Below are 14,302 nucleotides of genomic sequence, written 5' to 3' on the forward strand. Positions count from 1 at the left end.
TTCCGCGTGGCGTGCGTTTCTGTTTAAATGTCCATGTGGAATAGACATTTACTTTTGTATTTATTATAATGAGTGTAAGATTTACACCGGAGGAAATTCTTATGAAAAATGATAAACAGTACTATATGGTAAGAGAAGATGTCTTATCAGAATCTATGCAAAAAGCTTTAGAAGCTAAATCTTTGTTAGATCGCGGTAAAGTAAAAACTGTTGCTGAAGCTGCTGAAAAAGTAGGTTTGAGCCGCAGTGCCTTTTATAAATATCGTGATGGGATTTTTCCGTTCCACACGATGGTGAAGGAAAAGATTATTACCCTGTCCCTCCATCTTGAAGACAGATCCGGTGCTCTCTCAAGTCTTCTTACGGTTGTTGCTTCACAAGGGTGCAATGTTTTGACCATCAATCAAACAATTCCTCTCCAAGGACGGGCGCATATTACACTCACGATTGAAACGAATATGCTGCAAGGAGATATTAAAGACTTACTAGCAACATTAAATCGAATGGAAACGGTTGAAAGAGTTGAGGTAGTAGGAACAGGAGCTTAATTGTAAGAAACCAGCGGATAGTAACCTGCTGGTTTTTGTTCGTTTTCGCTTATAATAAGTAACCCTTTTTGCGCAATGAAGAGCATGCTTTATCTAATTTCTCTTTAGAATCGGCAGATAGGGTGTGCATGTGTATCCCTTCTGTAAGCTCACTTAGAAGAGGAGCATTGGTTTCCTTTAGTCGCTTCATTAAATCCTCTACATCATTACGATTTGAAAGTTTAAGCGATGCTTTAATATCACCATAAACAGGATGATCAACAGTTACATCTTCAACCGTTACGCCATGATCTACAATTGTATATAATTCTTCGATTGTTTCTTCAGGTGAATGAACAGATGCGACAACGCAAGAGAATGAATTTCCTTTATCGGGTTTTATATAAATATAACCTTGAGCAGTTGCCATAATGGGTTCACCGCTTGCCTTTAAAAGCGACATATCTTGTACAATTACTTGTCTGCTGACATTTGTCTTTGCTGCGAGTGATGAACCGCTTAATGGTTCTGAAGATTCCTTTAGCCAGCTTACAAGCTGTGTTCTTCTATCATCGCCTTTTAATTTTTCTGTCTTATTCATTTTAATGCAACCTCTCTAATTGATAAAAATTGATCCGTTATCTCATTTAGCGCTTTGTAGATTGTGTGAATATCTTTTGCAGTAGTGAGGTGACTCAACGAAACTCGTACGAGACCATGTGCCTCACTATCAGTCCGTCCAAGAGCAAGTAAGGTTTTAGAAGGGGATTGTTGTCCATTCTTGCAGGCAGATCCTGTGGAAACAGCAATCTTTCTTCTGCTGAGTTCCTGCATAACAATTTGTCCCTCTATTCCTCTAACTCTTAATGGAATAATAAATGGTGAACCATCCTTACTTCCTTCTAAAATAACATCCTTGTTATTTAGTATAAGTGAAATAAACAGTTTTCGCATTTTTGCTACATGATCATAATGAGAGGATTGGTTGTTTAAAGATTCTTCAGCAGCCGTCACAAAAGAAACGATAGACGGGAGATCAACTGTTCCAGGCCTAAATCCGCGTTCATGTGTGACCCCTGCAAGAAGTGGTGATATGTGGATAGACGGTGATATATATACAGCTCCTGTTCCTTTAGGACCATGAATTTTGTGTGCTGAAACAGTAAATGAATCTATGTTTATGAAATTAAAGTTGTCTACTTTTGAAAAAGATTGAACACAGTCACTGTGAAACAAGATATTGTTTCTTTTAAGAAAATAACTTATAGACTTCAGATCTTGTTTAATCCCTGTTTCACTATTTACATGCTGTATAGTAGCTAATATAGTATCAGGTCTTACATTTTTCTTTATACGATCAATGCTTATCGTTCCTGATGGATCTACAGGAACCCGAGTAACCACAAACCCTTGTTCTTTTAAAAACTCTAGAGCGTACTCAACAGATGGATGCTCAACATTAGATGTAATGATATGTCTTCCTTTTTGTTTTGCACCAAACGCTAAAGATGTGATAGCTAAAAAGTTCCCATCGGATCCTCCCCCCGTAAAATAAATTCCGTTTGACTCTTTCCCAATCGCTTTTGCAAGAGCTTTTCGAGCATGTTCTAATAGCTCTTTCGCGTGCATCCCGCCATCGTGCAGACTCTCTGTATTTTCAAAGTAATTTCTTGAAGTATGGATAAATGCTTCAATAGCATTTTCTGACATAGGTGTTGTAGCTGCATAATCCAGATATACCAAGGCGTTCACCTCATTAAATAATAAAATTCTTGTAACAAGTTTAATTCTATGTAAATATAGGTGTCAAGACACATGTAAAGTCGAGGTGTTTATGATTGGACATAGTTGAAGCAGAAGTAATAATTATCGGAGGTGGCATTGCCGGTTTAATAGCTGCTGAATACTTAAGTATGAGCAAGAATGTGATAGTTATCACAAAGTCTGAGATTGAGCATTCAAATTCATATTTAGCACAAGGCGGAATCTCAGCTGTTATTGACCTGAATGATAAATGGCAAGAACATTATATGGATACCCTTCAAGCCGGACAGTTTCATAACGATCCGGAAATGACCGAGTTTCTTGTGAAAGAAGGAAATAAGGTTATTGATTCTCTTTCCTCTTGGGGAGTTCCGTTTGACCGTAACTGTAAGGGACAATTTTTGTTAGGAAAAGAAGGCGGCCACCTTCGCAATCGAATTGTACACGCTGGCGGTGATCAGACAGGAAAGAAGATCATGGAGACCTTAATTGGTCGTGTTAGTGGCAAAGTGAGAGTCGAAACGGGTCAATATGCTGTTGATTTGCTGGCTGCAAACGGTAATTGTTATGGCGTTTATTGTAAGGATGATGATGGCAGGATCACTTTATACAAATCCACTCATACCATTTTAGCCGGAGGTGGCTATGCAGGAATCTTTTCTGCAACATCAAATGCATATGGATCTGACGGAAGTGCAGTATGTATGGCTTACCGTGCTGGGGCTGAACTTGCAGACTTAGAATTTGTTCAATTCCATCCTACATTATTAAAAAGTGAAAAAATAAGCGGTTTGATTACTGAAGCTGTAAGAGGTGAGGGTGGAGTTCTAGTAGACTCAAACGGATCTCCTATTATGGAAGAGGTACACCCATTGAAAGACCTTGCACCAAGAGACATTGTTTCCAGAAGAATATTTGAGAAGATTCATTATCAAAGAACTTCTGTATTTTTAGATATAAAAGGGATCTCTAATTTCAAAAAAAAGTTTCCGGGAGTAACTGCATTGTGTGAAAATGCTGGAATATCTCTAGACGCTGGTTTCATCCCTGTAACTCCAGGTGCCCATTTTACGATGGGAGGAATTAAGACTGACCTATTTGGTAGAACATCTCTAGGAGGTTTGTATGCTGTTGGTGAATGTGCAAACACAGGTGTTCATGGAGCGAACAGACTTGCGAGCAATTCTTTGCTGGAAGGTGCAGTATTTGCTAAACAAACAGCTCAATATATTCTTTCTGTAAAGCATGAAAGGATACCTCCATTCTCCTTTTCATTCATGCAAGAATCCTATTCTGCAGGCAGCTCTTCAAATGATGCTCTTCTTGAAATAACCGATATCCAAGAAATAATGGATAAATATGCTGGGATTTGCAGAGAGGAAGAGGGTCTGAAAAAAGCTGAATATAAATTGCAGTTAGAGAATTTCAATCCTGCTCTTCTTGAACAGCCTATAGCGGCAATCAAAAGATTAAATATGCAGACAATGGCTTGGTTAACGGTAACCAGCTGTCTAAAACGAAAGGAAAGCAGAGGGAGTCATTATCGAAAAGACTTTCCCTTCGCACTAAAAGAGTGGGAACAAAAAAAGATAATAAGGAGTGTACTGCGTGATGAATCATTTACTACTAAAGAAGCAACTGCAGGAATTCTTAATTGAAGACATTGGGACTGGCGACTTATCAGCAGATCTTTTTCATGATGAAACAGAGATTACAGCTTCCATAATAGCAAAAGAGAGTGGAATATTTGCTGGATATGAAGTTCTGACTCTTGGATATGAATTAATTGATCCAAGTATTCAGACAAATCTCTATATAAAAGATGGTGATTATATCGAACCCGGAATGATTTTGGCAGGAATCAAGGGCAGAAGAAAAAGTATCTTGACTGGTGAGAGAGTATTATTAAATCTATTGCAGAGGCTTTCTGGAATTGCAACTGTCACGGCACAAGCTGTTTCCCTTGCGAATGGAAGAACACGCATATGTGATACACGAAAGACAACACCAGGATTAAGAATGCTTGAAAAATATGCTGTGCGCTGTGGCGGTGGCTATAATCATCGATTTGGATTGTATGACACGGTTATGTTTAAGGATAATCATCTTGCAGGATTTTCATCTATCCAAGAAGCATTAGAGACAGCTCGTGAAAAATTAGGCCACACAATAAAAATTGAAGTGGAAACAGAAACAGAAGAGCAGGTGATTGAAGCTGTATCAGCAGGTGCTGACATCATCATGTTTGATAATTGTACACCTGAAGAAATTATTCAAAGACTAAAACATGTACCACAAGGAATTGTAACAGAAGCTTCTGGTGGCATTGAACTTGATGCGATAGATGCATACTCCAGAACAGGCGTTCAATATATATCTTTAGGTTTTCTCACACACTCAAACAAAGCGCTTGATATTAGCTTAAACGTTAAAGGAGCCGTAAAAGCATGAGTATTTTAGAAACATTTATTAAGACTGCTGCAGCCATACCAGATCATTACTCTAAAATGACTACTTCCGAAATGGAGATGAGGATTAAAGAAATAAAGGATCAGTTGAGAGATAAATTATTTTTGCCAGCCCATCACTATCAAAAAGATGAAGTGGTTCAATTTGCTGATGTTACAGGTGATTCACTGCAACTGGCCAGAATTTCTGCACAAAATAGTAAAGCTGATTATATTGTTTTTTGCGGTGTTCATTTTATGGCAGAAACGGCGGATATGTTAAGCCATCCCAATCAAACAGTCATCCTTCCTGATTTGAAAGCAGGGTGTTCAATGGCTGATATGGCTGATATACATCAAACAGAAAGAGCATGGATAGAACTAACTAAATTATTTGGCGATACCATTCTTCCCTTAACTTATGTCAATTCAACAGCTGATATCAAAGCGTTTTGCGGTAAAAATGGAGGGGCTACAGTTACTTCTTCAAATGCTAAATCTATGGTTAGATGGGCATTTCAACAAAAAGAAAGACTTCTCTTCTTACCAGATCAGCACTTAGGACGAAATACAGCATTTGATCTTGGTATTAAACTTCAAGACATGGCTGTTTGGGATCCCATCCAAAACAAATTAATCTATGAAGGTTCTGATCTGGAAGATATCAAGGTGATTTTATGGAAAGGGCATTGTTCTGTTCATGAAAAGTTTACAGTCAAACAAATCCAAGAATTCAGACAAAATCATTCAGATTTTCAAATCATTGTACATCCAGAATGTACTCACGAAGTTGTAAGGGCAAGTGACTATAATGGTTCCACTCATTACATTATTGAAACGATTAAAAATGCAAACCCTGGAACAAAATGGGCGGTGGGAACTGAGATGAATCTCGTTAATCGTCTGGCAGCACAGTTTACTGATAAGGAAATAGTATCGCTAAATCCAAATCTTTGTCCGTGTTTAACGATGAATCGTATTGATTTGGCTCATCTGCTATGGTCATTGGAAAACATCATTGAAGGAAAACCTCAAAATATTATCTCTGTAGATGAGGAAACAAAAAAATATGCAATAATCGCTTTAAACCGCATGATGTAATGAATTCACCTCCTGTCATATCCTCCTTTTAACAGGCATAAAGTGATAAAGGAATAATTAATGACACTTCAATAAGATGTAGCAATATGCCCAAATGTTCATATACTGTAAGGAAATTTGGCAGGAGGGAGTTTTGCAGCGTGAGAATTCACATTGTGCAAAAAGGGGACACACTTGACAAAATAGCTGAAAAATATGATGTTCCTGTGAATGAACTAAGAAAAGCAAATCCTGGTTTTTCAAGAACGGATGTAATCGAGCGGGGGGAAAAGATTAAGATCCCTATAAAAATGCCGGGAGTTAAGAAAGAAGCACCCATAAAGGAACAGCCTAAACCTATGGCTCCTGTTCAAGAAGCACCAGTTGCACCTATTCAGGAAAAACCAAAGCCGGCACCAATGAAACCTGCACCACCGAAGAAAGAAATGAAACCTGCACCAATGAAGCCAGCGCCGATGAAACCTGCACCACTAAAGAAAGAAATGAAGCCGGCACCAATGAAGCCGGCGCCGATGAAACCAGCACCTGCGAAAAAGGAAATGAAGCCAGCACCGATGAAACCATCACCAAAGATGGAACACAAAGATGTTCCAATGAAAAAGGATACCTATACTGCTCCAATGAAAGCACCAATGGCGCCTTTGCATGACAAAGATTTTGCAGGAATGATGGAATCCTCAAACCTTGGTCATTATGTTCCGATGGGTTATCCTAATGCAGCAAACTTGCCTAATATGGCTAATCAGCCGAACATAGCAAATCAACCCAACATAGCGAATCAACCGAATATTGCAAATCAACCAAACATAGCAAATCAGCCAAACATAGCAAATCAACCGAATGTTTCAGGCAAACATGGTTTATATCCTTCCGGGAAAGACAGCTATCAACCGAATAAACATCCATTTTTAATGGAAGAATCTTCAGGAATGATGCAAAATATGTATGGTTCAATGCCGCCGATGTTCCCTAAACCGCAAACCTATTCACCTATTCCGCAAGGCTATGGGATGATGCCTCCGCAAGGGTTCAGTGGAATGCCGCAGCTATATGGCGGCGGATACCCTCAGAGCGGGCAGCAAGGTACAGGAATGCAACAGGGCGGAATGCCTTTTGGTGAATTTCCAGACTCTGATATGGATTTAATGCCAGCTGGTGAATATTCCCCAGGTGGACCGCAATCTCAGCAAGGTATGCCGATGGGCATGCAGCCAATGGGTATGCCAACCGGTGATATGTCACAAATGGGAATGCAGCCAATGGCTATGATGCCAGGGATGTCACAAATGGATCAGATGGGCATGATGCCAGGAATGCCACAGATGGGTCAGATGGGCACGATGCAAGCAATGCCGCAAATGGGTCAGATGGGCACGATGCCAGGAATGCCGCAGATGGGCCAGATGGGCATGATGCCAGGGATGCCACAGATGGGTCAGATGGGCACGATGCAAGCAATGCCGCAGATGGGTCAGATGGGCACGATGCCAGGAATGCCACAGATGGGCCAGATGGGCATGATGCCAGGAATGCCACAGATGGGTCAGATGGGCACGATGCCAGGAATGCCGCAAATGGGTCAGATGGGTATGATGCCAGGAATGCCTCAAATAGGTCAGATGGGAATTCCTCAAAACGGTGGGATGCCACAGTTCGGCCAAATGATGCCACAAGGCCAAGGTATGGGTAATATGCCAAATCCTTATTCTCAAGCTCAATCTCGTGAATCTGAACAAGGTGATGCAGAGGACTTGGACGAAAATGAATAGGGGTAATAGAGACGGTTTCCATGGAGATCGTCTTTTTTTAAAAAAGATGAAAGAGGTCGGTTTCGACATTGTTGATTTTGGCTTTTTTCGTGATAATGTAATTTGGATAAAAACATTAGAAGGAAAGTATGTTTTAAAAGGATTTCGGCGTGAAGAAACATGCAGGAAACAATTGAAGGTCTCGAAAATGTATAAAGGTCAGAAACCGAGAATTATGGGGACGTATACCGTGTTTCCGAACAATAAACGTTATATCCAATTTGGGGAATACTTTTGGGCTATCATGCCATTTTACAAAGGAGATGGTCTTCATTTCGGCAATCAGAAAGACGTTATTGCCGGAATGGATGCTATAAGTAGATTTCACAGCTTTTCAAAAAATCTGCCGTCTGATGTATATAACAGTCTTTCATCTTATTCACTCTATAAGAAATGGAGTGAAAGATATGATGCATTCAAATATCATGCCAAAAAAGCCAGATGGAGTAAAGAGATGCAGCCTTTGATACCAGAGATTCTTATGTGGGGGAAATGGTGCTTGGATCATTTTGATCACTCTGCTGTTGAATCCCTTGAACAAAAAGCACATAAAAGAAGAGAAATCACACATGGTGATGTTGCGCCTCACAATTTTGTACTGAATAGAGAAAAGTCTAAGGAAGCATATCTTATTGATTTTGACCTTTTTGCAGCTGTGCCGCAAGCTTATGACTGGCTTCAATATGCCAATCGGATACTTCCTTTTTGGTATTGGTCTTATTCGAAAATGGAAGAAATGGGCAATCAGGATTATTTGAAATGGTTTAATAAAAAGTGGTTCGTTATTTGCTTGGTCTTCCCAACTGATTTATATAGAGAGTGGAACCGTGCACTGAAATCTGGAGACCAAGAGATGATTGAAGGTGTAGAAAAGTTTACGCTACGTGATTTTTCGCACAGAAAAAAATTCGTGGATAGAATCTTAAATAAGATATATTGATTTCATCCTACATTTAACAGATTATTTCAAGCCTCCTCTTGCCACCCTAATAGGTGAAAGGAGGTTTTTCCATTGAAAACAATAGCGAAAACGCTCGCCTTTACAATACTCGCTGGAGGACTTGTGGGCTGTAACGGTGTAAATGAATCTCAGGACAGGAATGACAACGATGTTCGCCCAATTGGATATTATTCAAATGAGGGTGATAATCGCGGTGACCTTGACCGAGGCAGTGGATTCATTTCCGATATGGCAGATCGAGATACAAAAGATCATACCTCAACCTATCACGAGGATTATGATGGTGCACTTGCTGAACGTATCGCCAATAAGGTAAATGACATTCGTGGTGTAGACGATGCTCACGTTATTCTTGAGGATAACAACGTCATTGTAGGAGTAGACACGAAGGAGAACAAAAAGGAAGAACTGACGAAAAAAGTCAGGGAAACCACAGCTAAGATGGCACAAGATCGTGATGTAAAAGTTGTTTCAGATCAAAAGATTGTTGACCGTATTGAAACTGTCGATAATGATCTGCGTGATGGCCGTGCCTACACGGAAGTAGATACCGATGTCCGTGGAATCATGAAAGACATTGTAAATGCAGGCAGCAACCTTGGGAATGCGATAAAACGTCCTTTCGAGAATAATCGTTAGATTGTAAGAGAACAGTTCGCTGTTCTCTTTTTTTTATCTTTTGAAAAGAAATGAAAATGCTGTTCGATGAGGATAAGTGGTGTTTGATTTTTTAGTGCATACCGCAGCGGAAGCATTAGAAATTTAATTTTTCCCGTTTCTGCAACTTGCCAATTCATTATTAGAGCGGTGAATCTCTCTGAAGTGATAATATGCGCCTGTTCAAATTCTCTTTTTGTAAGGAATTAAGGGGTGCGCTATGTTACAATAAGAAATAGAAACATACGCTCGGGTAATGAGTTAAGGGGAGAAAAAATTGATAGAAAGCATTACAGGAAATGTAGATTACATAACGGCGGAATACATTGTTATCAATAATAATGGTATCGGGTATAAAATAATTTGTCCGAACCCATTCATATATAAAATGAACGAACAAAGAAGTGTTTACACGTATCATTATGTCAGAGAAGATGTACTGGCTTTATATGGATTTATTAATAGAAAAGAACGGGATCTGTTTTTAAAACTTTTAAATGTTTCTGGAATTGGTCCAAAAGGCGCTTTAGCAATTGTTGCATTCGGACAGCCGGAACAAGTTGTAAATGCGATTGAACATGAAGATGAAAAGTTTTTAACTAAGTTTCCGGGTGTTGGCAAAAAGACGGCCCGCCAAATGATATTAGATTTGAAAGGGAAAGTGTCAATTTTCGCTGATGCCGATATAACGGAAGGTCTTTTTGCAGAAGTTGAGACTACAGGTGACGAACTCGATGAGGCGATAGAAGCTCTAACGGTTCTAGGATATGGAAGAAAAGAAATACAAAAAGTTTTACCTGAGTTAAAGAAAGAAAAAATGTCTGCGAATGAGTATGTAAAAGCAGCTTTAAAAAAGTTAATGAATGCATAAGGACGTGAGGATGGATGGAAGAGAGAATAGTTTCTTCAGAAGAACGCAAGGATGAAGCGGTCATGGAACTAAGTCTGCGTCCCGAGGCCTTGGATGAATACATCGGTCAATCATCAGTTAAGGATAACCTTAAGGTATTTATTAAAGCTGCAAGACTAAGAAATGAGCCGTTGGACCATGTGCTTCTTTATGGTCCTCCTGGTCTTGGAAAGACGACGCTTGCTTCAATTATCGCGAATGAGATGGAAGTTAACCTTCGTACGACAAGCGGTCCTGCAATCGAACGGCCTGGAGACCTTGCTGCCATACTGACATCTCTTGAACCGGGCGATGTGCTCTTTATTGATGAAATTCACAGGCTATCACGTGCAATAGAAGAGATATTGTATTCTGCGATGGAAGACTTTTGTTTAGACATTGTTATTGGCAAAGGTGAAGTCGCCAGATCTGTGCGTTTGGATCTGCCGCCATTTACACTTATCGGTGCTACAACAAGAGCTGGATCTTTGTCTGCGCCGCTTAGAGACCGTTTTGGAGTGATGGCAAGACTGGAGTACTATAAGCCAGATGAACTTTCTGAAATCGTGAGACGTACCGGCGATGTGTTTGGAATTAAAGTGGATGATCTTTCGGCTGAAGAAATCGCTAGAAGATCAAGAGGAACACCAAGGATCGCAAATAGACTTTTAAGAAGAGTACGGGATTTTGTCCAAGTCGAGGGCAAAGATATGATTTCACTGCCGATTTGCCAAAAAGCACTGGAGCTGCTTCAGGTTGACCGTTTAGGTTTAGATCATATTGACCATAAATTATTACTAGGGATCATTCATACATACAAAGGTGGTCCTGTAGGTCTTGAAACCATATCTGCAACGATCGGTGAAGAATCCATGACGATTGAAGATGTATATGAACCATATCTTCTGCAGATTGGTTTCTTGCAGCGGACTCCTAGAGGGAGAATGGTAACTGAACAGGCCTATCAATATTTTGGACTGGAGGCGTCCACTGAATGAACCGGCTTTTTATTATTGCAGGGATTGTTCTGATTATTATAGGATTAATAGGTACGTTCATTGGGAAACTCCCAGGAGACATGGTGTGGAAAAAAGGAAACACGACAGTCTATTTTCCTATAATGACCTCTATTATCATCAGCGTTGTACTTTCCCTTATCTTTATGATTATTGGACGATTTAAATAGAAAGCAGGAATTATATCAATGAAAGTAAATGATTTTGATTTTCATCTGCCAGAGGAACTGATTGCTCAAACACCACTAGAGAACAGAACTTCATCAAGGCTGATGGTGCTTGATAAAGAAAACAGACGTATAGAACATGAACATTTTTACGATTTGAAGAGCCATTTAAAAAAGGGAGACTGCCTCGTATTAAATGATACACGAGTCCTTCCTGCCAGATTATTTGGCCAAAAGACGGATACTGGAGCTAAAGTAGAGATTCTGCTCTTAAAAGAAGAAGGTCAGGATACTTGGGAAACGCTTGTTAAGCCAGCAAAAAGAGTGAAAACGGGAACCGAAATCACGTTTGGTGATGGAAAGCTGAAGGCGGTTTGTGTAGGTGAGAGCGATCATGGGGGAAGACATCTTAAATTTATCTATTCGGGAATCTTTTATGAACTATTAGATGATCTCGGCCAGATGCCGCTCCCTCCTTATATTAAGGAACAGCTTGAAGAAAAAGATCGTTATCAAACCGTGTATGCAGTTCATCAAGGATCAGCAGCAGCTCCTACCGCAGGTTTGCATTTTACTGAAGAAATGATAGAAGAAATCAAAGCGTCTGGTGTTCACGTAACTTTTATTACGCTGCATGTAGGTCTTGGAACGTTCAGACCTGTAAGTGTCGAGGATATTCTTGAACACGACATGCATGCAGAGTTTTACCAAATTACAAAAGGAACAGCTGAGCTGTTAAATCATGTACGTGAATCAGGCGGAAGAATTATTACGGTTGGGACTACAAGCACACGTACGTTAGAGACTGTTGCAAATAAATTTGATGGAAAGTTTGAAGAAGATTCTGGATGGACAGATATATTTATTTATCCAGGGTATGAATTTAAAGCTATTGATGGATTGATTACGAATTTTCACTTACCCAAATCGACTTTAATTATGCTGGTAAGTGCATTTGCAACTAAAGAGTTTGTTATGGAAGCATACAAAGAAGCCGTTGAAGAAAAGTATCGTTTTTTCAGTTTCGGTGATGCGATGCTTATACTTTAAGGGGGATAATCTTTATAATGAAACCAGCTGTAACTTATGAATTAATAAAAACATGTAAACAGTCCGGTGCAAGGCTTGGTAAAGTACATACACCGCACGGTTCATTTGAAACTCCGATCTTTATGCCTGTAGGCACGTTAGCTACTGTTAAAACGATGAGTCCTGAAGAGCTGAAAGAACTGGGTGCTGAAATCATCTTGAGCAACACGTATCATTTATGGCTGAGACCAGGTCATGATATCGTTAAAGAAGCTGGCGGACTGCATAAATTTATGAACTGGGACCGTCCGATCCTTACTGATTCTGGAGGCTTTCAAGTCTTTTCTTTAAGTGATCTAAGAGAAATAAAAGAAGAAGGCGTTCATTTTAGAAACCATCTTAGCGGTGAGAAGCTTTTCCTGAGTCCTGAAGGTGCTATGGAAATTCAAAATGCTTTAGGGTCTGATATAATGATGGCTTTCGATGAATGTCCTCCTTATCCGGCTGAATATGAATATATGAAGTCTTCGGTAGAACGTACAAGCAGATGGGCTGAACGTTGTTTAAAAGGGCATGCTCGACCACAAGATCAAGCATTATTCGGCATCGTTCAAGGCGGGGAATATGAAGAACTTCGAAAGCAAAGCGCTCGTGACCTCGTTTCTTTAGATTTTCCTGGATATGCGGTCGGAGGTTTGTCTGTTGGAGAACCAAAAGAAGTGATGAATCGTGTTCTGGATTTCACAACGCCGCATTTGCCAGAGAACAAACCGCGTTACCTCATGGGTGTGGGCTCTCCAGACTCATTAATCGATGGAGCTATTCGAGGAATAGACATGTTTGATTGTGTATTGCCGACACGTATTGCGAGAAATGGAACATGTATGACAAGTGAAGGAAGGCTTGTCGTACGAAATGCCAAATATGCCCGTGATTTCCGTCCGATCGATGAAAATTGTGACTGTCACGTATGCCGTACTTATTCCAGAGCTTATATCCGTCACCTAGTAAAAGCGAACGAAACTTTCGGTTTTAGATTAACAAGTTACCATAATCTTTATTTTTTGGTAAACTTAATGAAGCAAGTCAGACAAGCAATTATGGAAGACAGACTTCTTGACTTTAGAAACGAATTTTTTGAAATGTATGGCTTTAACAAACCGAATGCCCGTAATTTTTAACTAATAGAAAGGGGTGAAGAAAGAATGGATGCAATTAAGAGTTTATTGCCGATTATTTTTATGTTTGCAATTTTTTATTTCCTGCTAATCCGTCCACAGCAAAAGAGACAAAAAGCTGTTAGAGATATGCAGTCTAACCTGAAAAAAGGCGACAAAGTTGTAACAATTGGCGGTTTACACGGAACATTAGAGAGTATTGATGATACGATCGCAGTTATTCGTTCAAATGATGGTGCTAAATTAACATTTGATCGTAATGCTATCCGTGAAGTGAAAGAAGAAGCTGCATTATAAAGAAAAAATAAGACCCGTCGATCGACGGGTCTTATTTATATGATTGTTTATGACTGCTCAAATTAACACCCATTATTCCTCCGATCATCGCTAATACAAAGAACAGAGCATGGTACATATATTGCGATGAGTTAAATGTACTTTGATACCCTAAATACTGTATGAGAAAAACAAGAAATGAAAACAGAAGACTTGTTCCACCACCGAGCAGCCAGCCTTTGCTTTGTCCTTTTTTCCCTGAAATAAATCCTCCGATAAATAAAGATAAAAAAGATAATCCAATTGTTACCCATTTTAATGACGACTCTGTCAGGCCGGTAAATCGCAATAAAAGTGAAAGAACTAAACTGCAAACCATAATCATAAGAAGAATTGCTGCCAAACCGCGTCCCATTGAAGAAAACATATGTTTCATCCCCATCTTGATCCTCCTTATCCACAAGCTTTCTTTATACCTTATT

Annotated in this window: 16 protein-coding genes; 13 read left to right on the forward strand and 3 right to left on the reverse strand. The window is 39.6% G+C overall.

Annotated elements, in window-relative coordinates; genetic code table 11:
- Positions 1-101: 101 nt before the first annotated feature.
- Positions 102-548, forward strand: coding sequence for an ACT domain-containing protein (locus EV282_RS06210; protein ID WP_066291335.1), 447 nt, complete (start codon positions 102-104; stop codon positions 546-548).
- A gap of 49 nt (positions 549-597) precedes the next feature.
- On the opposite strand, the gene EV282_RS06215 is transcribed toward EV282_RS06210, so the two are convergent.
- Positions 598-1,134: a transcription repressor NadR gene (locus EV282_RS06215; RefSeq protein WP_207224316.1), complete on the reverse strand. Its 537-nt coding sequence runs from the start codon at positions 1,132-1,134 to the stop codon at positions 598-600.
- Positions 1,125-2,270, reverse strand: coding sequence for an IscS subfamily cysteine desulfurase (locus tag EV282_RS06220; protein ID WP_130294679.1), 1,146 nt, complete (start codon positions 2,268-2,270; stop codon positions 1,125-1,127). Before EV282_RS06220 ends, EV282_RS06215 begins: the two co-directional genes overlap by 10 nt.
- Positions 2,271-2,365: 95 nt before the next feature.
- Here EV282_RS06220 and nadB point away from each other — a divergent pair, with 95 nt between their 5' ends.
- The 12 genes from nadB (at position 2,366) to yajC (ending at position 13,841) form a co-directional block, all read left to right on the forward strand.
- Complete coding sequence (gene nadB / locus EV282_RS06225) at positions 2,366-3,949, forward strand: L-aspartate oxidase (RefSeq protein ID WP_130294680.1); 1,584 nt, start codon at positions 2,366-2,368, stop codon at positions 3,947-3,949.
- Positions 3,903-4,742 carry a carboxylating nicotinate-nucleotide diphosphorylase gene (gene nadC, locus EV282_RS06230; RefSeq protein WP_130294682.1) on the forward strand — a complete coding sequence of 280 codons (840 nt, stop codon included), beginning with the start codon at positions 3,903-3,905 and terminating at the stop codon, positions 4,740-4,742. Before nadB ends, nadC begins: the two co-directional genes overlap by 47 nt.
- Positions 4,739-5,839: a quinolinate synthase NadA gene (gene nadA, locus EV282_RS06235; protein ID WP_130294683.1), complete on the forward strand. Its 1,101-nt coding sequence runs from the start codon at positions 4,739-4,741 to the stop codon at positions 5,837-5,839. Before nadC ends, nadA begins: the two co-directional genes overlap by 4 nt.
- Positions 5,840-5,979: 140 nt before the next feature.
- Positions 5,980-7,608: a LysM peptidoglycan-binding domain-containing protein gene (locus EV282_RS06240; protein ID WP_165389377.1), complete on the forward strand. Its 1,629-nt coding sequence runs from the start codon at positions 5,980-5,982 to the stop codon at positions 7,606-7,608.
- 46 nt (positions 7,609-7,654) lie between these two features.
- Entirely contained in the window at positions 7,655-8,587 is a 933-nt protein-coding gene (locus tag EV282_RS06245) for a phosphotransferase (protein WP_242611903.1), read from the forward strand.
- A gap of 72 nt (positions 8,588-8,659) precedes the next feature.
- Positions 8,660-9,247, forward strand: a complete 588-nt coding sequence (locus EV282_RS06250; protein WP_130294688.1) for a YhcN/YlaJ family sporulation lipoprotein — start codon at positions 8,660-8,662, stop codon at positions 9,245-9,247.
- 295 nt (positions 9,248-9,542) lie between these two features.
- Positions 9,543-10,136 (forward strand): Holliday junction branch migration protein RuvA, encoded by a 594-nt coding sequence (gene ruvA, locus EV282_RS06255; protein WP_130294689.1) that lies wholly within the window; start codon positions 9,543-9,545, stop codon positions 10,134-10,136.
- A gap of 14 nt (positions 10,137-10,150) precedes the next feature.
- Entirely contained in the window at positions 10,151-11,152 is a 1,002-nt protein-coding gene (ruvB, locus tag EV282_RS06260) for a Holliday junction branch migration DNA helicase RuvB (RefSeq protein WP_130294690.1), read from the forward strand.
- On the forward strand, positions 11,149-11,340 hold the full coding sequence (locus tag EV282_RS06265; protein ID WP_077359184.1) for a DUF2905 domain-containing protein: 192 nt from the start codon (positions 11,149-11,151) through the stop codon (positions 11,338-11,340). Before ruvB ends, EV282_RS06265 begins: the two co-directional genes overlap by 4 nt.
- Before the next feature lie 18 nt (positions 11,341-11,358).
- On the forward strand, positions 11,359-12,387 hold the full coding sequence (gene queA / locus EV282_RS06270; RefSeq protein ID WP_130294692.1) for a tRNA preQ1(34) S-adenosylmethionine ribosyltransferase-isomerase QueA: 1,029 nt from the start codon (positions 11,359-11,361) through the stop codon (positions 12,385-12,387).
- A gap of 17 nt (positions 12,388-12,404) precedes the next feature.
- Positions 12,405-13,547: a tRNA guanosine(34) transglycosylase Tgt gene (gene tgt, locus EV282_RS06275; RefSeq protein WP_130294693.1), complete on the forward strand. Its 1,143-nt coding sequence runs from the start codon at positions 12,405-12,407 to the stop codon at positions 13,545-13,547.
- A 24-nt stretch (positions 13,548-13,571) separates the two neighbouring features.
- On the forward strand, positions 13,572-13,841 hold the full coding sequence (gene yajC, locus EV282_RS06280) for a preprotein translocase subunit YajC (RefSeq protein WP_077359181.1): 270 nt from the start codon (positions 13,572-13,574) through the stop codon (positions 13,839-13,841).
- Positions 13,842-13,872: 31 nt separating this feature from the next.
- Here the strand turns inward: yajC and EV282_RS06285 are convergent, their stop codons facing one another.
- Positions 13,873-14,262 carry a TIGR04086 family membrane protein gene (locus tag EV282_RS06285; protein ID WP_347400181.1) on the reverse strand — a complete coding sequence of 130 codons (390 nt, stop codon included), beginning with the start codon at positions 14,260-14,262 and terminating at the stop codon, positions 13,873-13,875.
- Positions 14,263-14,302 lie beyond the last annotated feature (40 nt).

The organism is Fictibacillus sp. BK138, assembly GCF_004216955.1.
GTDB lineage: Bacteria > Bacillota > Bacilli > Bacillales > Fictibacillaceae > Fictibacillus.